Below are 23,655 nucleotides of genomic sequence, written 5' to 3' on the forward strand. Positions count from 1 at the left end.
TTACCACCTCGTCCGGCACCTGCCCCGCGGGCAGGTGCTGCTGTTAGTCGTTCTCTGTGCTTACTCGGGACGTACACGCACAGTGTTCAGAAGTTCATTCAGGCTTGCGGCCTTCGGCTTCACCAGCCAGAACTTGCAGCTGAAGTCGTAGAAGTTGTCGAGGATCTCCTGACCCCAGGCACTTCCGGTCTCCGCCGTGAACTCCTCGATCACCGAGCGCAGGTGGTTCTTGTACGCTTCCATCTGCTCGGTTCCGATGCGGTGGATATCCACCAGCTCGTGGTTGTACTTGTCCACAAAGCTGTTGTTCATATCCAGCACGTAGGCAAAACCACCGGTCATACCAGCACCGAAGTTGTAGCCGGTTTCACCCAGCACGGTCACCATACCGCCGGTCATGTATTCACAGCAGTGGTCACCGGCACCTTCGATCACCGCATGACAGCCGGAGTTACGCACGCCGAAACGCTCACCGGCATGGCCGGCCGCGAACAGCTTGCCACCGGTTGCACCGTACAGGCAGGTGTTACCCAGAATCGCGGTTTCATTGGACTTGAAGGTCGCTGCTTCGAACGGACGCACAACAATCTTGCCGCCGGCCATGCCCTTGCCGACATAGTCGTTGGCATCGCCTTCCAGCAGCAGGTTCTGGCCACCGGCGTTCCAGACGCCGAAAGACTGACCGGCATGGCCCTGGAAGCGGAAGGTGATCGGCGCATCGCTCATGCCCTGATTGCTGTGCAGACGGGCAATTTCGCCCGAGGTGCGAGCACCAACGGAACGGTCGCAGTTGGTGATCCTCAGCGTCCACTCACCGCCCTGCTTGCCGGCAATCGCTTCGCGGGCCAGTTCAAGCATTTCGGTGTTCAGCGTACCGGCGTCGTACGGCTCGTTACGCGGCTGCTGACAGGTGTGCGGATACTCCTCCGGCACACCGGCATTACCGATGATCGGCGTCAGGTCCAGGTTGGCATGCTTCGGCGTTACGCCTTCCAGGATTTCCAACAGGTCGACACGGCCGATCAGCTCGTCGAAGCTGCGTACACCCAGCTGAGCCATCAGCTGACGGGTTTCTTCAGCGATGAAGCGGAAGAAGTTCTTAACCATTTCCACGGTCCCGCGGAAGTGGTCGCTACGCAGGTCTTCACGCTGAGTCGCAACACCGGTCGCACAGTTGTTCAGGTGACAGATACGCAGGTATTTGCAGCCCAGCGCGACCATCGGCATGGTACCGAAGCCGAAGCTCTCGGCACCCAGCATCGCGGCCTTGACCACATCCAGACCGGTCTTCAGACCACCGTCTGTCTGCAGGCGGATCTTGCCACGCAGCAGGTTGGCACGCAGTGCCTGTTGAGCATCGGCCAGACCCAGTTCCCATGGCGAACCGGCGTAGTGGATGGAGGTCAGCGGAGAAGCTGCTGTACCACCGTCGTAACCGGAGATGGTGATCAGGTCAGCATAGGCCTTGGCTACGCCACAGGCGATGGTGCCGACACCCGGGCGGGATACCAGCTTCACTGATACCAGCCCTTCAGGATTGATCTGCTTGAGGTCGAAGATCAGCTGCGCCAGATCCTCGATCGAGTAGATATCGTGGTGCGGCGGCGGCGAAATCAGGGTCACGCCCGGCACCGAGTAACGCAGACGCGCGATCAGGTCGTTGACCTTGCCGCCCGGCAACTGGCCACCCTCACCGGGCTTGGCGCCCTGGGCAACCTTGATCTGCATGACATCGGCACTCATCAGGTATTCCGGCGTAACACCGAAACGACCAGAAGCGACCTGCTTGATCTTGGAGCGCTTCATGGTGCCGTGACGGGCCGGATCTTCACCACCCTCACCGGAGTTGGAGCGACCACCCAGCTCGTTCATCGCAACGGCCAGCGCTTCGTGCGCTTCCGGAGACAGTGCACCCAGTGACATGGCAGCACTATCGAAGCGCGGGAAGATGTTCTCAACCGGCTCGACTTCGTCCAGCGGTACCGGTTTCAGTCCTTTCTTGAGGCCCAGCAGGTCGCGCAGCGTCGCGACACCACGGTTGTTGACCAGCTCGGCGTAACGGTCGTAGGCACGCTGATCACCGGTGGTGACCGCTTCGTGGATGGTACGCACCACATCCGGGTTGTAGGCGTGGTACTCGCCACCGTGGACATACTTCAGCAGACCACCCTGACTGATCGGCTTGCGCGCGCTCCAGGCCAGCTTGGCCAGATCCGCCTGTTCGCTCTGGAAGTCGGCGAAACGGGCACCTTCGATACGGCTGCACACGCCACGGAAACAGAGGTCGACCACTTCGCTGGACAGGCCCACGGCTTCGAACAGCTGAGCGCCGCGGTAGGAGGCAACGGTGGAGATACCCATCTTGGACAGGATCTTCAGCAGGCCCTTGTTGATGCCCTTGCGGTAGTTTTCGTGCGCCTGCATCGGTTCCAGACCCAGCTCACCGGTACGGCAGAGGTCGTTGAGCACGCGGTACGCCAGGTACGGGTAAACCGCAGTCGCACCAAAACCGAACAGCACGGCAAAGTGGTGAGAATCGCGCGCAGTCGCAGTTTCCACAATCAGGTTGGTCTCGCAGCGCAGACCTTTTTCCACCAGGTGGTGGTGTACCGCACCGGTGGCCATGGCGGCATGGATCGGCAGCTTGCCACGCTGGATATAAGCATCAGTCAGGACCAGCAGGACCTTGCCGTTACGGGCTGCTTCTTCAGCCTGGGCGCAGAGGTCACGGATCGCCTGCTCAAGACCCACTTCCGGGTCGTACTGCAGGTCCAGCTTGTGCGATTCGAAGCCTTCGTTCGGGCAGTCACACAGGTAGCGGAACTTGTTCGCCGACAACACGGGTGTGGTCAGAATAATACGGCGCGCGTGCTGCGGGGTTTCCTCGAACACGTTCTGCTCGGCACCGATGCAGGTTTCCAGCGACATGACGATCGCTTCACGCAGCGGGTCGATCGGCGGGTTGGTCACCTGCGCGAACTGCTGACGGAAGTAGTCGTAGGGTGAGCGGATCTTGCTCGACAGCACCGCCATCGGCTTGTCGTCACCCATGGAGCCGACCGCTTCCATGCCGGATTCACCCAGCGGACGCAGTACCTGGTCGCGCTCTTCGAAGGTCACCTGGAACATCTTCATGTGTTCCTTGGTCTCTTCCGGTGACATTTCGCGGAAGGACTGGGACTCCATGTCGAAGTTCATGTGCTGTTCGAGGCGGATGGCATTCTCTTTCAGCCACTGCTTGTACGGCTGACCGGACTTGAGCTTGTTGTCCACGTCATCGGTATGCAGCACTTCACCGGTCGCGGTGTCGATCGACAGCATCTGTCCCGGTCCGACACGGCCCTGCGCCACGATATCTTCCGGCTTGTAATCGAACACGCCGATCTCGGAGGCGGTGCAGATATAGCCGTCACGGGTCATCACCCAGCGGGACGGGCGCAAACCATTACGGTCCAGCATGCAGACCGCGAAACGACCGTCGGTCATAACCATGCCGGCGGGACCGTCCCAGGGCTCCATGTGCATGGAGTGGTAGTCGTAGAAGGCACGCAGATCGGAGTCCATGGTCTCAACGTTCTGCCACGCCGGCGGTACGATCATGCGTACGGCCTTGTAGATGTCCATGCCACCGACCAGCAGGAACTCGAGCATGTTGTCCATGCTGGAGGAATCGGAGCCGGTGGTGTTGACGATCGGCTGCAGCTCATCCAGGTTCGGCAGCAGTTCGGTCACGAACTTGGTGCGACGTGCACGAGCCCAGTTGCGGTTGCCGTCAACCGTGTTGATCTCACCATTGTGCGCCAGGAAGCGGAACGGCTGCGCCAGCGGCCAACGCGGAGCGGTGTTGGTAGAAAAACGCTGGTGGTAAGTACAGATCGCTGTTTCAAGGCGCGGATCGTTGAGATCCTGGTAGAACACCGGAAGATCCACCGGCATCATCAGGCCCTTGTAGGAAAGAACCTTGTCGGAAAGACTGCAGATGTAAAAATCAGGATCCTGGTTGAGAGCGTTTTCGGTGAGGCGGCGGGCTGTAAAGAGGCTAACGGCAAATTCACGATCGTTCTTGCCATTTGGGTTGATAAATACCTGCTCAATCTGTGGCAGAGTATCTTTTGCGATGGGTCCCAAACAGCCTTGATCAGTTGGAACCGTACGCCAGCCTGCGACTTCCAGGCCTTGTGCCTCTAAAGCACTATTCAGCTCGCTGCGAGCCTGTTCGGCAAGTGCCGGCTCACGGGACAGGAATACCATGCCCACGGCATAATTCTCGCCGAGCTCTACGCCCTGCTCTTCTTTCATCACCGCACGCAGGAAACTATCCGGCTTCTGCATCAGCAGACCACAACCATCCCCGGTTTTGCCGTCCGCAGCTATCCCTCCGCGGTGAGTCATGCAAGCCAGTGCTTCAATCGCCTTTTCCAACAAGTCGTGGCTGGTCTGTCCCTGCATGTGGGCCATCAGACCAAAGCCACAGTTATCCTTGAATTCTCCGAGGCGATAAAGACCTTTGTTCATAAGCCGACCTCACTAAAAACTCTTTAAAAACAAATAGTTATAATATCTCCTTTCTCCCGGAGCATACTGGACGGGCAAAAAGGGGAAGCAATTTTACACGCGCGGTGGCAAAAGAACAAATTTTACCCAACAAAGGTGACAATCCGGGGTAAAAAAAATGGCACCCCAGGGTGCCATTTTCCAGGTTAAGTTACTGATTTTTCTGAATATCTGCCTTCACACCGGCAATCGATCTCGCCCAGGGCCGCAGCTTCTGCAGAGCGGGCGGTAACGCCTTAACCGCATTGACCGCGGCGGCACGGTCGGCATACTGACCATACACCACCACATGCCAGGGCTTGCCCTTGAACAGGGTACGGAAATAATAGAAGCGCTCCGGCTGAGCCTGGGATTCGATAAAGACCTTCACGCTTTTCTCTTCACGCGCCCCCAGCATCTGCAATGTATACCCCTGCACCGGCCAGCCCATCAACTCCTGTTCGCGCAACCAGCGATCGGCAGCACCGGCTGTCTCTTTTGGCTGTGTTACCACAGGCTTGGGCTCAGGTTTTGGTTCAGCTACAGGCTTAGCTACCGGTTGCGGCTTGGGTTGCGCGACAGGTAACGGCTCCGGTTTCGGTGCAGGCGTTGCAACCGGCTCCGGCTCTGGCCGTTTCACGACTGGAGTTTCAGCAGCCTCCACCACTACCGGCCTGGTCTCGGCGGGCTTAATCACTGCAGGGTCAACGTCAGGGAGGGAAACTTCAGAGGGCTGAATGTCTGAGCCAACTTGAGCCGTTTCAACCACTACAGCCGGAGCCACCTCTGGTTGTGAAGCTGCCTTGTCTGCGGATGCGGCTGTAGTCGCGAGAGCGTCCGCGGCAGTTTCAACAAGGGTTTCCGCAGGCGTCAGCGCCGCCATCGCCTGTTCCACACCCGGTGGCATCGATGAACTGTCAGCTGGCCTAGACGGCTCCACATCCAGGCGAATTTCGTCTGCCGCACCGGTCTGCGCCTGTGGCACGGTGTTGATCGCCAGCGGCAGGGTTACCCGCTCCGCCACGACCGTCTCCGCCTCGTCATCGGGCAGGTATTGCCAGATGGCAACGGAAAACACCAGCAGCAGAATAATGAACGCCGCACTGATATGTTTCGGCGGCATGGGAAGCTTACCGGAGGAACGCGCGACGCCGGAATCCCGTTTCAAAACATCGGCAACCGCCTGACGCAAGCGTGCCGGCCGACCAGCCGACTGCTCAACCAGCAAGCGCAGCTGGCGCTCCTTGAGTACGACACCGTCCGGCAACAGCGACTCAATGAATTCAGCCGACTCTTCTGCCGTAAAAGGCTCAAGATGCTCGACATGAAGATGGCCTTCGAGTCGCTGATCCAGCTCCAGCTCACGGAAGCGCTGTTCAAATGCCGGCGTGCCCGCCAGCAGGATCCGGGGCGCGGCCGCACCTTCCAGAGTGGCAAAATTGATCAGCAACTCCAGCGCATTATTGGTCAGGTAATCGGCATCATCGATCAGCAACACCAGAGGAAGATCATCTTCAGCCAGTTGCTTGGCCAAAGCATGCAGTTGGGACAATCGCGCCTGATTGCCGTCAGCCGGCTCCATCTGCAGCGCATGTGTCAGCGCCTGCAACAGCCCCGTCACATCCGCCGTCGCCTCAAAGCCGACCAGCGCCGAGCGCCCAGCACTGGCCTGCCCATCCTGTTCCAGCTTGTTCAGCAGGGTCGTTTTGCCACACCCCTCAACACCCGCAATCAGGATCAGAAAGTCGGAAAAACGCACCAGGTGCTGCAGCTTCTCCGATAACTGCAACCGCGATCCCGGTTCATGGTAATAGCTGGGCACACTCATGTCTGACCTTCCTTCTCCGACCCTTCCGATATCCGGTTACAGCTGTCCCAGACGCTCACCTGCGATCAGTGTTTCCGTCAGTCGCGCGGCCGGGAAATCCGACGTCACAACGGCCTTGCCCAGCTTCTGCAGCAACACCAGGCGCAGATTGCCATCGATCACTTTCTTGTCGACCGACATCAACTCCAGGAATCGCTCAGATGTCATATCGGTCGGCGGCAATACCGGCAGGCCTGCAGCCAGCAGAATGTTGCGCACGCGATCAAGATCCTGCTGCGACAGCCATCCCAGGCGTGCAGACAGATCCGCCGCCATCATCGTCCCGGCCCCAACGGCCTCACCATGCAGCCACTGCCCATAGCCCTGATCAGTCTCGATCGCATGACCGAAAGTGTGGCCAAGGTTCAACAGCGCCCGCACACCGGCTTCCCGCTCATCCAGTGCCACCATTTCCGCCTTGATTTCACAGGAGCGGTAAATCGCCTGGGCAAGCGCAGATGAATCGCGCTGACGCAGGGCCGGCATGTTCTGCTCCAGCCAGCCCAGAAATTCGACATCGTGGATCAAGCCATACTTGATCACCTCGGCCAGGCCCGCCGAGAGCTCCCGCTCCGGCAGCGTCGTCAGTACATCGGTATCGGCCAGCACGACTTGTGGCTGGTGAAAGGCACCGATCATGTTCTTGCCCAGCGGATGGTTGACGCCGGTCTTGCCCCCCACAGATGAATCCACCTGCGACAGCAGAGTGGTCGGCACCTGAATAAAGGCCACGCCACGCTGGTAACAGGCGGCCGCGAAACCCGTCATGTCACCCACCACGCCGCCGCCCAGCGCAATCAGCGTGGTAGTTCGGTTATGGCGCTTTTCCAGCAAAGCATCAAAGATACGGTTGATATGGTCCAGATCCTTGAACGCCTCACCGTCGGGGAGGATAACCGCATCCACCTGGAAACCGGACAGCTGTGCCATCAGTTTATCCAGGTACAGCGGCGCCACGGTTTCATTACTGACTACCATCACCTGGCGCCCCTTGATGAAAGGCGCCAACAGTGGCTGTGCCAGCAGGTTCTGGCCAATATGAATAGGGTAGCTGCGCTCCCCCAGATCAACATTCAGCGTTTGCATCAGTACGTCTCCGAAAGCGCTTTAGTCGGATGTTTTGAGGGGCTGTTGCCGCTTGAGAAAGCGAACAATATCGTTCACGACACCCCTGGGGTGCCGACGGTCGGTCTTGATCAGCAGGTCACAGCAGGAGCGGTAAAGCGGGTCTCGCTCCTTGATCAAGGCTTCCAGCACAGCGCGGGGGTTTTCCGTCTGCAACAGGGGCCGGTTGCGATCCTTGGCGGTCCGCTCCAACTGCTGCTCAATGGAGGTGTGCAGATAAACGACGGTTCCCCGACTTTGCAGATGCCGACGATTGGCCTCACGAAGCACAGCACCGCCACCCGTAGCCAGGACGATATTGTCCAGCCGACTGAGTTCATCGATTGCGGCTTCTTCGCGCTGACGAAAGCCCGCTTCACCTTCGACATCGAAGATCCACGGAATATTGGTACCGGCTCTTTCCTCGATTTCACGATCGGAATCGTGAAACTCCAGTGCCAGCTCCTGAGAAAGCAAACGCCCTATGGTGCTTTTACCAGCACCCATAGGGCCAATTAGAAACACATTCAAGTTGTTCTTAGCTCTTTGTACTTATCGTCTGAGTGACTCTCGGATCATCTGCGGAGTGATGAAGATCAGGAGTTCACGTTTTTCATTATCCGTTATGCGGCTCTTGAACAAATGCCCCAGCACCGGCAAGTCACCCAGCAACGGTGTCTTGGACACATTTTCACTGGTCTGGTTACGCAACACGCCACCCAACACGACCGTTTCACCATCGGCCACCACAATGGAGGTTCGCAGCTCCTGCTTGTTGATCAGGCGGTTACCCAAGTCATCGTAGATCGCACCCACCGAGTCTTCGGTGATTATCAGATCCAGCTGTACCTTATCACCTGGGATGATCTGCGGCACCACATCCAGCTTGAGAACCACCTCTTTCCATTCGACTGTCGCCTTGCCGTCGCTATCGATAGTTCGGGTCGGCACTTCCTGACCCGCCTTGATAACGGCAGGTTTACCATTGGTGGTAATTACCTTTGGCTGGGAAACGATCTCCAATTTACCGTCAGTCTGCATTGCCAGCAGTTCGGCGGAAAGCAGGAAACGATCGCTCAGGTATCCGAAGGCGAGGCCCGATGTCGCGCTTTCAATTCCGAGGTCCACCATCAGGTTACTCGGGATTGTTATGTTCTTTTTCAGCGCTTCGGAATCCTCGACCGAGTCGGCCTGGTCCGAGGTCAGAATCGGGTTATGCACGAAAGGAGTTGAATCGAAGTTGGGTGATCCCCCGACACTCAGACGGTCGCCTTGATAACCGGCACCCCAGCGGATACCCAGTTCCTTAGCAGCGGTATCGGACGCTGTAACCAGTCTTGCCTGCACCATCACCTGTGCAACTTCAACATCGAACTGTTTGATGGTGTCACGAATCTCGGCTATTTGCTTAGCCGTTTCACGTACCATCAAGGTATTGGTTTCATCGTCAGCCATTACAAAACCACGCTCGGAGACCAGTTTGGCTTCTTCAAGACGCGCCTTGATATCGGATGCCTTGCGGTAATCGATCTGAATAAAGTCGGTGGCCAAAGGCGCAACGGTAATTTCACTTTGCTGACTCTGCAGCTCCACTGCTTCGCGCTCAGCGATTTCCTGCACAGTACCGACCAGCAGTACATTACCCGCTTCACGCTTATCCAGCCCCTTGGTCTTGAGCACGATATCCAGCGCCTGGTCCCAGGGAACATTCTTCAGGCGCAGGGTGATATCACCCTGAACATTGTCGCTGACCACCAGGTTCTTTTCCGCCACCTCAGCAATGATCTGCAAAACAGTACGGATCTCGACATTCTGGAAGTTAAGGTCGATTTTTTCTCCCTTATAGGGGAAGAAATCTTCCTTGGCCTTCTGCTCAGCGGCTGTCAACGGCTGGAAATCCAGCACCAGCTGGCTGCCACTCTGGTAAGCCATGTAGTCGTAGGGCATTGAGGTCGGTTTGATCAGGATGGTTGCATTGCGGCCATTAACCACGGTATCGATGTAGTTCACCGGCGTAGCGAAATCCTGCACGTCCAGACGCTGCTGCAGCGCCGGATCCAGATCGGCATTGGTCAGATTGACCACCACGTTGCCACTTTCTTCAATGATATCCAGGCCCGCTCCGGCATTGCTCAAGTCAACGGTGATACGGCCACGGTCACCGTCCAGACGGTGGAAGTCGATCCCGGTTACACGGCTGTTATCGGCCGCTACATCACGCGGTGCCGAAGCCGCCTTGTTGGCTTGCACTGCAGCAGAAGACGCAACTGCGGCATCCCTCCCCAGCTCCAGCAACAGCATGTTGCCCTGAGTACGGATGTCATAGCCAACCACCGCATTCAGATTGGCTACGATGCGCATACGGCCATTGGCTTCAGCGAAATGCAGACTGTCGACCTCACCGGACTTGACTGCCAGCACTTTCTGCTCCATGCCGTTACCCGCTCCCCAGAGATCCACCACCAGACGCGGGGGGGTTTCGATCATGTAGGCTTTGGGCGCAGGCGGCACAGCATCAAAGCTCATCTGAACCTCGATTTTCTTGCCCGGCAGAGAAGCAAAGCTGACGTCCTGCAGGACTGCATTTTGCGCCAGAGCAGTACGTCCGAACAAAGTCAGCATCAGTACACTGAGCAGGAGCCAGAATGGCGCCAGGCGTCGAGCCTGCATCCGGTTGGTTTCGATCCGTCTGTGTGTATTCACGGTCTGCATCCTTATCAATCCTGCTGTTCTTCTAACGTCAGTGTACGTGGCCGCTTCATCCAGCCGCCCCGTCCGTTCGAAATAATCTCTACCAGCTGAAGTTCACGCTCACTGATGGCGGTCACCTCACCATAATCGTTGCCCAGGTAGTTGCCGGCCACGACCCGGTGCACTTCCCGATTGGGGTCTTTGACCAACGCCCAGAGCGTATTACCCCCTGGCTCCGTGATGATACCCACCATGTGCAGCTCATCAATCGAGAACTCTTCCAGATACTCCCTGGGCCGCTCCATGTCAGGCCGGATCGCATCATCAGGCATCATCTCTTCGCGCTCGCCGGTGCCGCGCACCAGGGGGCGGAAGGGGTTCCTCAGGCTCGCGCCTTCGTAGACAAAGCTTTCATAGGGCTTGAAGACAGGCAGCGGCTCGACCTTACCACTGGGCCGTGCCTGCTGCTCACGCGTGTAGCTCTGCAGATCCTGAGTATCATCGACCCAGAGGCACCCTGATAACGGCAACATCAGAAGCAGAGCCAGTGCTAACCGGCCTTTGGGCTGAGCGTTATTTCGTATCATCATAGCGGTAAGTCTTCGCGCTGATTTCCATTGACAGTAGGCCGCCCTGCTTCTCAGGCTTCAGAGCAAAGTCATGCAAGGTCACGATACGCTTGATAGCGGCCACACCACTGACAAATTCGCCCATCTGATGGTAGTTGCCCCGCACCAGAATTCGAATCGGCAGTTCCACATAGAATTGTTCCTTGCGCTCAGGCTGCAGCGCGATGAGATCGAACTCCAGGCCGGCAGCCTTGCCAATCTCGGTGATATCTTCCAGCAGCCCCGGCACTTCCTTGTCGGTCGGCAGCTGTTTCAGCAGTTCGGCAAAGCGCCCTTCCACATCCGCCATCTGCTTGCGCAGGGCATCCAAACTGGCAACCTGAAACGCCTTGGTCTGATACTCCTGCTTGAGCTCTCCTTCCTTGGCGATCTCGCGCTCGACGGCCACATGCTTATCGTTGATGAGGAAGTGCACGCCACCACCGACTACCAGCGCAAATACCATCAGGTAAACGATAATCTTGACGCCGATCGGCCAGCTGCCGGCCTGATTGACATCCACATTATTGATATCGAATCCCTGAAAGGCACGCTTGAATGAGTTGGCATCCATTATTTTGCCTCCTCAGCATCAGGCCGGGTCATGCCGACTTGCATATTGAAATGTTTGGCATCATCGCTCGTATCGACCTGACGCAGGTCAGGCTCGGTAAACCAGATCGAACTATCCAGGCGACGCATCAGCTCGGAAACATCGTTGTTGTTCTCGGCCAAGCCATCAACGGTGATTGCTTCACCCTTACGTACCAGTGATTCGTAATAGATACCATCCGGCAACACCCGCACCAGCTCGTCAAAGTTACGCACGATGACCGGACGGTTGCCCTGCAGCTGCTGAATAGCCTTGAGACGCTCAAGCAAACGCTCGCGCTTGGCGCGCAGTTCCTGGATCTCCTTGATCTTTTGATCCAGCTTGGCAATCTCGGTCTTCAGATAGCTGTTACGCGCATTCTGGCGATCCATCTGAACATCGTAGTAATAGCTGATCCCCAGTACGACCAGCACACCCAGCAAGGCAGCACCGGCAATATTGCCGATAAAGCGCTTCTGTTGCCGCTCGTTCCGTTCTTCGCGCCAGGGCCTGAGGTTAATACGTGCCATACATAATCCCTATGATCCCTAAATATCAAAGCTTCGTTGCGCCAGGCCACACGCCTTGAGCAGACAAGGAGCATCCTTCTGCAACCGTGCTGCGTTAACCTTGGAGGCCACCTGCATATTAACGAAAGGATTGGCAATGTAGGTGCTTACACCCACTTCTTCACCAACCATGGCGGACAGTCCTTCAAGACCCGAGGTACCGCCGGCCAGATACAGCTTGCCCAGTTGCCCTTGAGAACCGGAGGAGTAATAAAACTGCAGCGCACGCGATACCTGCTGCACAACCGTCTGACGGAAAGGCAGCACCAGCATTTCCATCGTTTCTTCGTCAAGTTCGCCCGTGCTCAACAAACGCTCGACTTCCGCAACGTCGATTCCTTTCTGCTGGTGGATCATGTTGGTGAGATCATTGCCACCGAAAGCCTGTTCACGGTTATAGATGATCTTGTTGCCCTTGAACACATTCAGGGTCAGGGTTGCCGCGCCAATATCCACGATACCGACAAGCTGCCCCCCCGGCTCACCCATCTCCAGCAATGGCAGGGTACGCTCGATCGCGTAAGTGTCGATATCAATCACTTCACACTTCAGGCCTGAACCGTTAATCGCCTCTTCCCGGCTATCGGCATCATCGCGACGACAGGCGACCAGCAGGATATCGTTGAGCTCTGGCGCCTTATCAACCGGCCCCTGCACTTCAAAATCCAGCGCAACTTCTTCCAGCGGGTAAGGGATGAACTGGTCGGCCTCAACCTGCACCTGCTCTTCCAGCTCCATGCCAACGAAGGCGTTGCTGATTTCCAGGCGCTTGGTAATGACCGCAGAGGAGGGAACCGCCGTAACCGCATGAGAAAGGCTTACGCCGCAGATTTTGATACCACGTTCGATAGCATCAGACACTTCACCCGGGATTTCGACATTGCCATCAACTACCGCGGTGGGAGGCAGAGGAACAACAGCATAACCTTCGATCTGGTATGACTGTCCATGTTTGGTAAGCGCCACCAACTTTACAGAAGCGGAGCCTATATCCACTCCTACCCAGCCGGCAGTCTTTGGCTTGAATAAGCTGAGCACGACATTTTCCTTATATCATCAACCAGGTGAAGTCCCGCAATCGGTCACAATGTAGCCTGAATCAGGGACAATTTAAACTGCCAGTTCATTGTGGACCGTGCTAGTTACACCTATATAATGATCCAGCTCTATTTTTTTCCAACGTAATTTCCAAGGCCCGCATGCGTATTCTGAAACGGCTATTTAAATGGCTACTGACACTGTCTCTGATCGGCGTCTTTACTGGCGCTGCGACCTTTGCCGGCGTGTATTATTACTTCAGCCCAGAGCTTCCCGATGTACAGAGCCTGCGCGAAGTCAAATTCCAGACGCCGTTACGCGTTTACTCCGCCGACGATAAACTGATCGCCGAATTCGGTGAAAAGAAGCGCACACCGATTCCGTTCGAGCAAATCCCCGGCAACTTCATCAAGGCACTTCAGGCAGCTGAAGACACCCGCTTCTTCGAGCACTTCGGCATTGACATCAAGGGTCTGAGCCGTGCAGCCTTCCAGCTGGCCTCAACCGGGCGCATCCAGAGCGGTGGCTCCACCATCACCATGCAGGTCGCCAAGAACTTCTTCCTGACGCGTGAGCAGACCTTCCGACGCAAGTTCATCGAGATATTGCTGGCCTTGCAGATCGAACAGGAGCTTAGCAAGCAGGAGATTCTGGAACTATACGTCAACCAGATTTATCTGGGACACCGCGCCTACGGTATCCAGTCAGCCGCCAATACCTATTACGGCAAGAATATCGATGACTTGAGCCTCGCCCAGCTGGCGATGATTGCCGGCCTGCCCAAGGCTCCTTCTGCGTTTAACCCGATCACCAACCCTGATCGCGCTCAGGAGCGACGCGACTGGATTCTGGGCCGCATGCTACAGCTCGGCTACATTTCACAGCAACAGCATGACGAAGCCGTAGCTACCCCGGTCACCGCCCGCTACCACCGCAGCGATATCGAACTGGATGCGCCCTATATCGCCGAAATGGTGCGCCAGCAGCTATATGAGCAGTACGGCGAAGACCTCTATACCGACGGTTACCGCGTCTGGACCACCATTAACAGCCAGATGCAGGACGAAGCCACCGCGGCGCTGCGACGAGGCCTGCTTAACTATACCGACGACCATGGTTACCGCGGCGCCGAAGCCAGCATCGATATCGACACCCTCAACCTCGAAGATCAGCTCAGCGCACTGCGCCAGCATACTGCCTATGCGGGTCTGGAACCGGCCCTGGTGCTGGAGGTAACCGACGACGGTGCTCGACTGTTGCGCACTGACGGCAACGAAAGCCAGCTGGACTGGCAAGGCATCAAGTGGGCTCGCCCCTACCGCAGCGTTCACTGGACCGGCCCTGAGCCCAAACGCCCCAGTGACGTTTTGGATGCCGGCGATATCATCCGCGTCATGCTGGACCCGGAAGGCAAGCTGCGCCTGACCCAGATGCCCCGCGTCCAGGGCGCACTGGTTGCCATGAATCCGCAGGACGGCGCCATCCGCGCCCTGACCGGCGGATTCAGCTTCTATCACAACAAGTTCAATCGGGCGACCCAGGCTTATCGTCAGCCCGGTTCCAACATCAAGCCCTTCCTGTATACCGCTGCACTGGAAAACGGTTTCACACCGGCCTCAATCATCAACGACGCCCCGGTCGTATTTCATGATGTCAGCCTGGAAGGCGCCTGGCGCCCCGAGAACGACAACGGCAAGTTCAACGGCCCGACACGCCTGCGTGAAGCCCTGTTCCGTTCTCGCAATCTGGTCTCCATTCGCCTGATGCGCGCGCTGGGAATCGAGCAGGCCCGGGAATTCATTCTGCGGTTCGGCTTCGAACCGGATAACTTTCCGGGCAACCTATCCCTGTCACTGGGCAGCGCCAGCGCCACACCGCTGCAGGTTGCCCGTGGTTACGCGGCCCTGGCCAATGGCGGCTTCCTGATCGAGCCCTACCTGATCGCCCGCATCGAGAATGCCGAGGGTGACATCATTCTTCAGGCCAACCCTGTGCAGGCCTGTCCCCAGTGCGATACTGCCGTTTCCGTCAGCGACGACACAGGCGACAGTGACACCGAGCTGGCGCAGGTCGTCAACGATTCAGCACTGACCGCCCTGCTGCCACCGGACGAGGCACCCGCCACTCCGTCACCGGCAACGCGTATCATCACCCCGCGCAACGCCTTCCTGATCTACGACGTCATGCGTGATGTCATCACCCGCGGTACCGGCACGCGTGCTCGCGTACTCCAACGAGCCGATCTGGCTGGCAAGACCGGCACGACCAACGAACAGAAGGATGTCTGGTTCAGCGGCTTCAGCCCCGATCTGGTCGCGACCACCTGGGTCGGCTTCGACCAGCCGGCACCCCTTGGCCGTGGTGAGTACGGCAGCAGCCGCGCTCTGCCGATCTGGATCGACTTCATGGAAGAAGCCCTGAAGGATATTCCTGACAACCCGCCAACAGTGCCGCAAGGCGTCGTACGTGTACGTATCGACCCGGCCACCGGCAAGCGCGCCTATGCCGGTCAGGATAACGCCATGAATGAATACTTCCGCAGCGAAGATGTCCCCCGCGAAACCGCACGCAGCCCGGAACAGCAACTGGAAGCACCGGCGACGGAAGCGATCTTCGGCTACTGACCCGACAGTCGCTTTCCCGCCCGGGCCTGCAAGCGCACACGCAAGACAGGCATAAAAAAACCGCTGCACAGGCAGCGGTTTTTTATTTTCCCGAAAGAACAGCCGCTTACAGCGGGTAGTTCGCCGGCATCGGCAGACGCGCCACTCCAGTATCGACTGCAGCCTTGGCTACAGCGTAGGAGATTGCACCCAGCAGACGGGAGTCGGTAGCCTTCGGCAGGATGTACTCGCGACCGAACTCCAAAGAGTCCATGCCGTAGGCATCCAGCACTTCCTGGGTCACCGGCTGCTTTGCCAGATCGGCCAGCGCGCGAACGGCTGCGGCCTTCATTTCCTCGTTGATAGCGCTTGCACGTACGTCCAGTGCACCACGGAAAATGAACGGGAAGCCCAGGACGTTGTTTACCTGGTTCGGGTAATCGGAACGACCAGTTGCCATGATCACATCAGAACGGGTCTCACGCGCCACTTCCGGCTTGATTTCCGGGTCAGGGTTGGCGCAGGCGAAGACGATCGGGTTGTCCGCCATCTTCAGCAGGTTTTCCGGTGACAGCAGATCCGGGCCGGACAGGCCAACAAATACGTCTGCACCAGTAATAGCGTCTTCCAGAGTACGCTTATCGGTTTCAGTGGCAAAAGCCGCTTTCTCCGGAGTCAGATCTTCACGACCGGAGTGGATCACACCCTTACGGTCCAGCATGAAGATGTTTTCGACCTTGGCACCCATGTTGATCAGCAGCTTCATGCATGCGCTGGCAGCAGCGCCCGCACCCAGACATACGATCTGTGCTTCTTCCAGCTTCTTGCCAGCCAGTTCCAGCGCGTTGATCATGCCAGCCGCGGTTACGATCGCGGTACCATGCTGATCATCGTGGAAAACCGGGATGTTGCAGCGCTCGATCAGGGCGCGCTCGATCTCGAAGCATTCAGGTGCCTTGATGTCTTCCAGGTTGATTCCGCCGAAGGTTTCAGCGATGCGGGCAACCGTATCGATGAACGCCTGCGGGCTCTCAGCGTCCACTTCGATATCGATGGAGTCGATATTGGCGAAACGCTTGAACAGCAGGGACTTGCCTTCCATAACCGGCTTGGAAGCCAGCGGGCCCAGGTCACCCAGACCCAGGATAGCGGAACCGTTGGAGATCACGGCAACCAGGTTCCCTTTTGCAGTGTAACGGTACGCTGCTTCAGGATCCTTGGCGATCTCACGGACCGGCTCGGCCACACCCGGCGAATAGGCCAGGGAAAGATCGCGCGAAGTCTCAGCAGAGGTAGAGAGCTCTACACTGATTTTACCCGGGCGCGGAAACTCGTGGTAATCGAGAGCAGCTTGTTTGAAATCTTGAGACATGGTTGCTGTTTCCAACTAAGGTTTAATAAGACGGACTTGCATCATATAAAAAACCCATAACCACAACAACCGTGCTTCAGAAGTGTAATTTTTTTACTTTAGTGTGATTGTAAGTGGTACTTTTGCGTCACTTTCAGCAGCCAGCGCTGCTGCCCGACAGAGAGGCGACCCTGCCGCCGCAGCCGGTCAATCACCCAACCACGTGCTTCCAGAAACTGCCCTTTTCGCCAGTTTTGGCCACGCACTTCATTGGCCAGCACCTGCGGCAGGAATAACGCCAGGTGGTCATCCAGGTCCACATAAAGCCCGCGCCGGGTCGCCGTCATTCGTGTCACCCGCCCACGCACTACAGCAAAGCCGGCTCGGCTGACGTCAGCCGCTGCAATGGGTGACTGCCGCCAAAGTCGCTCGCGTTTCAGTCGAGTTTCACTTTCCGCCGCAAACAGGCAGTCCGCCAAACCGTTGTTGCGCCCCACCGCCAGCGCAAAGCCCAGCCCCGAGCGCACCAGTTCCTCAGCGGCAAGACGACCATCCGGCAGATAGAGATGCGCCAGCAAACGCCCGTAGCGGTCACGTGGCTCAACACCCGGCAACAAATGGACCTGCTGCCGATCGGCATACTGCCGCAACCAGCCCCGCGCCGCCTGCGCATAGGGTTCGTTCGGGCGACCATCACGCCCCAGCTCTGGTGTATTCACGCCGATCAGGCGCACCTTGCGGCCATCACTCAAGCGAAGGGTATCACCGTCATAGACATACTCGACCCGAGCAGAAAAACCGCCGGGCAGTTGCGGGCACCGGGCTTGCGCCGATGAGACAACAAATAGAAAGGAGAGGAGCGTGGAGAGGAAAAGCACAGATACAAAAAAGGCACTCGTGATGAGTGCCTTTTTGTGTTCGCGTGGAAACAGTCGCTTATGACTTGAAGCCACGAGAACCGAAACGTTTCTTGAAGCGGTCAACACGGCCACCAGAAGTCGCTTCCTTCTGCTTGCCGGTGTAGAACGGGTGGCACTGGCTGCATACGTCGACCAGCATGTCTTCACCCAGGGTAGAACGGGTGTTCATCACGTTACCGCAAGAACAGGTAACTTTGATTTCGGTGTATTCCGGATGGATACCAGCTTTCATCTTAAACCTCGATAAAATTGGCGTGCCGCCACCCGGTCGTATTTGACGCCAGGCACCGCACATTCAATGGCGTGCTTTCAGCAAGCACAGATATGTACAACTAAGGCGCGAAATTATACGCACCACCACTATTATGGGCAAGCTTTCAAAGCCCATTCCCTGTTACCGCCAAAACCCCTAGACTGCACCCTAGCAGCAAGCGCCCATTCGCCACCCCGAGGGTCCGTTTTGATTTTCCGCGTCGCCATCCCTACGCCTCTCTACCGCCTGTTCGACTACCGCCCACCGATCTACGGGCCGGAAACGGCCGAGCCCGGCTGCCGCGTGCGCGTACCCTTCGGCCGGCGCGAGGTCATCGGCGTTCTGGTCTCGCTCGAAACCGAAAGCGACTTTCCCCTCGACAAGCTCAAACCGGCACTGGAATTGCTCGATACCGAGCCGGTGCTGACAGCCGACCTGTTCCGATTGACATCCTGGGCAGCGCACTACTATCAGCACCCGATTGGCGACGCCATGCAACAGGCCTTGCCGGTACTGCTGCGCCAGGGACAGCCCGCCCGCTTCCAGCACCAGACCCTCTGGCAGGCTGCCGCCGACGCCGCCGTTGACCAGCTGTCGACACGAGCCGAACGCCAGCGCGAGCTGCTGAGCCTGCTGCTGGAGCACCCGCAGGGGATCAGCACCGACGCTTTGCGGGCCGAAGGCGGCAACCCGACCCTGCTGAAAACACTGGCTGACAAGGGCCTGGCTGAATCCTTTGAGCACCACCCTGTGCTGACGCACTCCGATGATCGCGGCGCTGATGTGCTGCGCGAAGCGCCGCTGACGCTGCATGACGAACAGCTGGCCGCTGTCGAGGCGGTAAACCAGGCACAGGGCTTTACCCCCATCCTGCTGGAAGGCGTCACCGGTTCGGGCAAGACCGAGGTCTACCTGCAGGCGATCCAGCGCTGCCTGGAAGAGAGCAAACAGGCATTGGTGCTGGTACCCGAGATCGGCCTGACTCCGCAAACCATCGCTCGCTTCAAGGCTCGCTTCCGCGTGCCCGTACTGGCCCTGCACTCGGGCATGACCGACCGTCAGCGCCTCGATGCCTGGCTCTGGGCGCGCGAGGGCAGTGCACGCATCCTGATCGGCACCCGCTCCGCCATATTCACGCCACTGAAGACACCGGGCCTGATCATCGTCGACGAGGAGCACGACGGCTCGTTCAAGCAGCAGGATGGTTTCCGTTACCACGCTCGAGATCTGGCAATCTTCCGTGCCCGCGAGCATGACATCCCGATCCTGCTCGGCAGCGCCACACCGTCGCTGGAGACCCTGCACAACGCCCTGAGCGGGCGTTTCCAGCACCTGCGCCTGACCCGCCGCGCCGGCAACGCCAAACCGCCCAAATTCGAGCTGCTCGATATCCGTCAACAGACACTGGATGCCGGTCTGTCACCGCCATTGCTGAAACGCATCCATGAACACCTGGCACGTGACACCCAAGTGCTGCTGTTCCTCAATCGACGCGGCTTTTCACCGGCACTGGTCTGCCATGACTGCGGCACCCCCGTGGACTGCACCCGCTGCGATGCCCGCATGACGCTGCACCGCCAGCCGCCACACCTGCACTGCCACCACTGCGACCGGCAGACACCGATCCCGCGCCACTGCGCCCAGTGCGGCAGCGGCCAGTTGCGACCAGCCGGCAGCGGCACCGAGCGGGTTGAAGACCGTCTGGCGGTCCATTTTCCCGACACCCCTATTCTCAGAGTTGACCGCGACAGCACCCAGCGCAAGCATGCGCTGGAGCGGATTATGGAGCAGGTCCATCAGGGCGAGCCCTGCATTCTGGTCGGCACCCAGATGCTGGCCAAGGGCCACCACTTCCCCCGAGTGACACTGGTGGCCATCCTCGATGCCGATGCTGGCCTGTTCAGCGCCGACTTCCGTGGCATGGAGAAAACCGCCCAATTGATTCTACAGGTGGCCGGCCGCGCCGGCCGTGCCGATCTGCCCGGCGAGGTCGTGCTGCAGACATTCAATGCCGACCATCCCATGCTCAATACACTGGTCCATGCCGGCTACGACGCCTTTGCCCGTGAGGAGCTGCAACTGCGCCGCGGCGGTCATCTGCCGCCCTTTGCCCACCACTGCCTGATCCGGGCCGAAGCCACCCGCCAGGGGCTGGCCGAGAACTTCCTGCTCAGCCTGCGCGAACTGGCACAGCAGCAACAGCTGCTGCCACAGGGTGCCCAGTGCATCGGGCCTTTTCCGTCGCTGATGGAAAAGCGCGCCGGGCTGTTTCGTGCCCAGCTGCTGCTGCAGGCCGGACAGCGCAAGCCGCTGCATCAGGCGCTGGCGGTGCTGATCGGACTGATGCAGGCCCACCCGGAAGCACGGCGTGTTCGCTGGACGCTGGATGTGGATCCGATCGACAGCTACTGATTGGCAATTGACCACCCCCGGGGCGTATAATGTCCGGTTTATTGCATCATTCTGATCTTCAATTCCAGCCAGAGTACCCCGATGAAAGAACAGATTGCCCAGTTGATCGACGCGGCACTATCAACCCTGACCGCCAACGGCACCCTGCCGGCCGACATCACTCCCAACATCCAGGTGGAAAACACCCGTGACAAGGCCCACGGCGACTTCGCCAGCAACATCGCTCTGACTCTGGCTAAACCGGCCCGACGCAACCCGCGTGAACTGGCCCAGCTGCTGTGCGACGCCCTGCCGGCCAACGCCAGCGTCGAAAAAACCGAGATCGCAGGCCCCGGCTTCATCAACTTCTTCGTCAGCCAGGCGTCTACTTTCTCCGTCGTCGGCGACATTCTCGAGCAGGGTGATACCTTTGGTCGTGGCGCCGCCAACTCCGGTCCGCGCATGCAGGTCGAGTTCGTTTCCGCCAACCCGACCGGCCCTCTGCACGTTGGTCATGGCCGTGGCGCCGCCTACGGTGCCACTGTGGCCGACCTGCTGGAAGCCGCTGGCGTTGAAGTGGAGCGCGAGTACTACGTCAACGACGCCGGCCGTCAGATGAACATCCTCGCCGCCAGCGTCTGGCTGCGCTACCTGGAACAGCACGAGCAGGAACTGGCCTTCCCGAGCAACGGCTACCAGGGCTACTACATCCGCGACATCGCTCACGATCTGATCAAGGATCACGGCGATCGCTTCAACCGCCCGGTAGCCGAAGTCTTCGCTGACATCCCGGCCGACGAACCGGCAGGCGGTGACAAGGAAATCCACATCGATGCGCTGATCGAGCGCGCCCAGCAGCTGCTCGGCGACGACTACGAGCTGGTATTCGATGCTGGCCTGAACTCCATTCTGTCCGATATCCGTGAAGACCTGGGTGAGTTCGGCGTCAACTACCAGGAATGGTTCTCCGAACGCTCTCTGACCAGCAGCGGTGACGTCAGCCGTGCCCTGGAGCAGCTGGAAGCCAAGGGTTACCTGTACGAGCAGGAGGGCAACATCTGGTTCCGCTCCACCGATTTCGGTGACGACAAGGACCGCGTGGTCAAGCGAGCCAACGGCCAGACCACCTACTTCGCGTCCGACATCGCCTACCACATGAACAAGTTCGAGCGCGGCTTCGACAAGGTGGTCAACATCTGGGGTGCCGACCACCACGGCTACATCGCCCGTGTGAAAGCGGCGATCCAGGCAATGGGTTACGACCCGGAGAAGCTGGAAGTACGCCTGGTTCAGTTCGCCATCCTCTACCGCGGCAGCGAACGCGTACAGATGTCCACCCGTTCCGGTTCCTTCGTCACCCTGCGCGAGCTGCGCAACGAAGTGGGCAATGATGCCTGCCGCTTCTTCTACGTGACCCGCAAGGCCGACCAGCACATGGACTTCGACCTGGAGCTGGCCAAGACCGAATCCAAGGACAACCCGGTGTACTACATCCAGTACGCCCACGCCCGTGTCTGCTCGGTACTGCGCAAGCTGGACAGCGAAGGCATGGCTTGGGACCAAGCCGCTGGCCTGGCCTCTCTGGAGCGACTGGAAAGCGAAACCGAAGCAGACCTGGTCAAGCAGCTGGCCAAGTACCCGGAAACCCTGCAGCATGCGGCGCTCAATTTCGAGCCGCACGTGCTGGCCAACTACCTGCGTGACCTGGCCGGTGACTTCCACACCTGGTACAACGGCCACAAGCTGATTATCGACGATGCCGAACTGCGTAACGCCCGTCTGACCCTGAGCGTCGCCGTGCGTCAGGTCCTGGCCAACGGCCTTAAACTGCTGGGCGTATCCGCACCGGAGCAGATGTAATCGATGGCCAAGCAGGACTTTGCCCGCAAGCGCCGCAGCGGCAACAGCGCCAGCCGCAAGCCGGCGCGACAGCCCGCTCGCCCGGCAGCCGCCAAGCGCTCGGCGCCGCCTCCGCGGCGCACGCCCTGGAAACTGCTGCTGATTACGTTGGTCGTATTGGGCGGACTCGGCTATCTGGTCTTTACCCTGCTGCAGACGCCGCCGGAACAAAAACCGGCGGCTACGACCACGGTCGCGCCCAAACCGGCGCCGAAACCCGCGCCCAAGGCGGCACCTGCGACGGCACCGGCTGCAAAGCCGGAACCCGAAACGAGCAAGTTCGAGTTCTATGAGATGCTGCCCAAAGCCGAAGTCGTGGCGCCCAAGGTGGATGTGTACAAATCCACACCCAAGGATGCCAAGATGGAGCACCGCTACCTGCTGCAGACCGGCTCCTTCCGTGATCCGGGCGATGCCGAACGTATGAGAGCCAAACTGATTCTGCAGGGCTTCCCCGGTGTACGCACCGACCGCTCCGACGGCAGCAACGGAGTCTGGTATCGAGTTCGCCTTGGCCCGTTCGACAACAAGACCGAGATGAACCAGGCCCACAACAAGCTGGGCAAGCTCAACATCATCCCGATGCCGATCCGGATCGACTGATCCGGATCTCCCCCTTGAAATCCTGTTATCCGCATCCATATCTGTAGCCATTAGAGATGCCGATAGGATTTTTCTGTTATGACAACTATTGTTTCCGTGCGCCGTGGCGACCAGGTCGTAGTCGGCGGTGATGGCCAGGTTTCACTGGGCAACACCGTAATGAAAGGCACTGCCAAAAAGGTCAACATGCTGCCCAAGCACCAGGTGATCACCGGCTTTGCCGGCAGCACCGCGGACGCCATCACCCTGCGTGACCTGTTCGAGCAGCAGCTCGACAAGCACCAAGGCAACATCATCAACGCCGTCATTCATCTGGCGCGCGAATGGCGTTCCGACCGCGTACTGCGCCGTCTGGAAGCGTTGATGCTGGTGGCCAACCACGAAAAAACCTATCTGATCTCCGGCAACGGTGATGTCATCGAACCGGAAGACGGTGTCATCGCCATCGGTTCCGGCGGCAACTACGCGCTGGCCGCCGCCCGTGCACTGGTCGACAACACCGAGCTGAGCGCCCGCGACATCGTCGAGAAGAGCCTGCATATCGCCGCCGGCATATGCGTCTTCACCAACGATAACCTGACCATCGAAACCCTTGCCAACAAAGCCCAGGCCAACAGCCGCGAGGAGAGCTGA

The 23,655-nt window shown here is 58.6% G+C and carries 17 protein-coding genes; 5 read left to right on the forward strand and 12 right to left on the reverse strand.

Annotation, left to right across the window (positions count from 1 at the left end; translation table 11 throughout):
* Positions 1-60 precede the first annotated feature (60 nt).
* From gltB to pilM, 9 genes are all read right to left on the reverse strand, one after another.
* Entirely contained in the window at positions 61-4,515 is a 4,455-nt protein-coding gene (gene gltB / locus ABD013_RS13225) for a glutamate synthase large subunit (RefSeq protein ID WP_343806633.1), read from the reverse strand.
* Positions 4,516-4,705: 190 nt separating this feature from the next.
* Complete coding sequence (locus ABD013_RS13230; protein WP_343806636.1) at positions 4,706-6,361, reverse strand: AAA family ATPase; 1,656 nt, start codon at positions 6,359-6,361, stop codon at positions 4,706-4,708.
* A 36-nt stretch (positions 6,362-6,397) separates the two neighbouring features.
* Positions 6,398-7,486: a 3-dehydroquinate synthase gene (gene aroB, locus ABD013_RS13235; protein WP_343806638.1), complete on the reverse strand. Its 1,089-nt coding sequence runs from the start codon at positions 7,484-7,486 to the stop codon at positions 6,398-6,400.
* Between the two features lie 21 nt (positions 7,487-7,507).
* Positions 7,508-8,035: a shikimate kinase AroK gene (gene aroK, locus ABD013_RS13240; protein WP_343806640.1), complete on the reverse strand. Its 528-nt coding sequence runs from the start codon at positions 8,033-8,035 to the stop codon at positions 7,508-7,510.
* A 21-nt stretch (positions 8,036-8,056) separates the two neighbouring features.
* Complete coding sequence (locus tag ABD013_RS13245; RefSeq protein WP_343806642.1) at positions 8,057-10,216, reverse strand: type IV pilus secretin PilQ; 2,160 nt, start codon at positions 10,214-10,216, stop codon at positions 8,057-8,059.
* 5 nt (positions 10,217-10,221) lie between these two features.
* Positions 10,222-10,785: a pilus assembly protein PilP gene (locus ABD013_RS13250; RefSeq protein ID WP_343806644.1), complete on the reverse strand. Its 564-nt coding sequence runs from the start codon at positions 10,783-10,785 to the stop codon at positions 10,222-10,224.
* On the reverse strand, positions 10,769-11,377 hold the full coding sequence (locus tag ABD013_RS13255) for a type IV pilus inner membrane component PilO (protein ID WP_343806646.1): 609 nt from the start codon (positions 11,375-11,377) through the stop codon (positions 10,769-10,771). The genes ABD013_RS13250 and ABD013_RS13255 overlap by 17 nt, the downstream gene beginning before the upstream one ends.
* Positions 11,377-11,925: a PilN domain-containing protein gene (locus ABD013_RS13260; RefSeq protein ID WP_343806649.1), complete on the reverse strand. Its 549-nt coding sequence runs from the start codon at positions 11,923-11,925 to the stop codon at positions 11,377-11,379. The genes ABD013_RS13255 and ABD013_RS13260 overlap by 1 nt, the downstream gene beginning before the upstream one ends.
* A gap of 18 nt (positions 11,926-11,943) precedes the next feature.
* Positions 11,944-13,002: a type IV pilus assembly protein PilM gene (gene pilM / locus ABD013_RS13265; protein ID WP_343806652.1), complete on the reverse strand. Its 1,059-nt coding sequence runs from the start codon at positions 13,000-13,002 to the stop codon at positions 11,944-11,946.
* 161 nt (positions 13,003-13,163) lie between these two features.
* Here pilM and ABD013_RS13270 point away from each other — a divergent pair, with 161 nt between their 5' ends.
* On the forward strand, positions 13,164-15,626 hold the full coding sequence (locus ABD013_RS13270) for a penicillin-binding protein 1A (RefSeq protein WP_343806654.1): 2,463 nt from the start codon (positions 13,164-13,166) through the stop codon (positions 15,624-15,626).
* Between the two features lie 106 nt (positions 15,627-15,732).
* On the opposite strand, the gene ABD013_RS13275 is transcribed toward ABD013_RS13270, so the two are convergent.
* The 3 genes from ABD013_RS13275 to rpmE form a co-directional block, all read right to left on the reverse strand.
* Positions 15,733-16,977 carry a malic enzyme-like NAD(P)-binding protein gene (locus tag ABD013_RS13275; protein WP_343806656.1) on the reverse strand — a complete coding sequence of 415 codons (1,245 nt, stop codon included), beginning with the start codon at positions 16,975-16,977 and terminating at the stop codon, positions 15,733-15,735.
* Positions 16,978-17,075: 98 nt separating this feature from the next.
* Positions 17,076-17,708, reverse strand: coding sequence for a thermonuclease family protein (locus tag ABD013_RS13280; protein ID WP_343806658.1), 633 nt, complete (start codon positions 17,706-17,708; stop codon positions 17,076-17,078).
* 184 nt (positions 17,709-17,892) lie between these two features.
* Entirely contained in the window at positions 17,893-18,108 is a 216-nt protein-coding gene (rpmE, locus tag ABD013_RS13285) for a 50S ribosomal protein L31 (RefSeq protein ID WP_217335726.1), read from the reverse strand.
* Between the two features lie 228 nt (positions 18,109-18,336).
* On the opposite strand from rpmE, the gene ABD013_RS13290 reads away from it, so the two are divergent.
* From ABD013_RS13290 to hslV, 4 genes are all read left to right on the forward strand, one after another.
* Positions 18,337-20,541, forward strand: coding sequence for a primosomal protein N' (locus tag ABD013_RS13290; protein ID WP_343806662.1), 2,205 nt, complete (start codon positions 18,337-18,339; stop codon positions 20,539-20,541).
* Between the two features lie 81 nt (positions 20,542-20,622).
* Positions 20,623-22,380, forward strand: a complete 1,758-nt coding sequence (gene argS / locus ABD013_RS13295; protein ID WP_343806664.1) for an arginine--tRNA ligase — start codon at positions 20,623-20,625, stop codon at positions 22,378-22,380.
* Between the two features lie 3 nt (positions 22,381-22,383).
* Positions 22,384-23,022: an SPOR domain-containing protein gene (locus tag ABD013_RS13300; RefSeq protein WP_343806666.1), complete on the forward strand. Its 639-nt coding sequence runs from the start codon at positions 22,384-22,386 to the stop codon at positions 23,020-23,022.
* 78 nt (positions 23,023-23,100) lie between these two features.
* Positions 23,101-23,655 carry an ATP-dependent protease subunit HslV gene (gene hslV / locus ABD013_RS13305; RefSeq protein ID WP_343806668.1) on the forward strand — a complete coding sequence of 185 codons (555 nt, stop codon included), beginning with the start codon at positions 23,101-23,103 and terminating at the stop codon, positions 23,653-23,655.

Origin of the sequence: Marinobacterium maritimum (assembly GCF_039523155.1) — a bacterium.
Lineage (GTDB): Bacteria > Pseudomonadota > Gammaproteobacteria > Pseudomonadales > Balneatricaceae > Marinobacterium > Marinobacterium maritimum.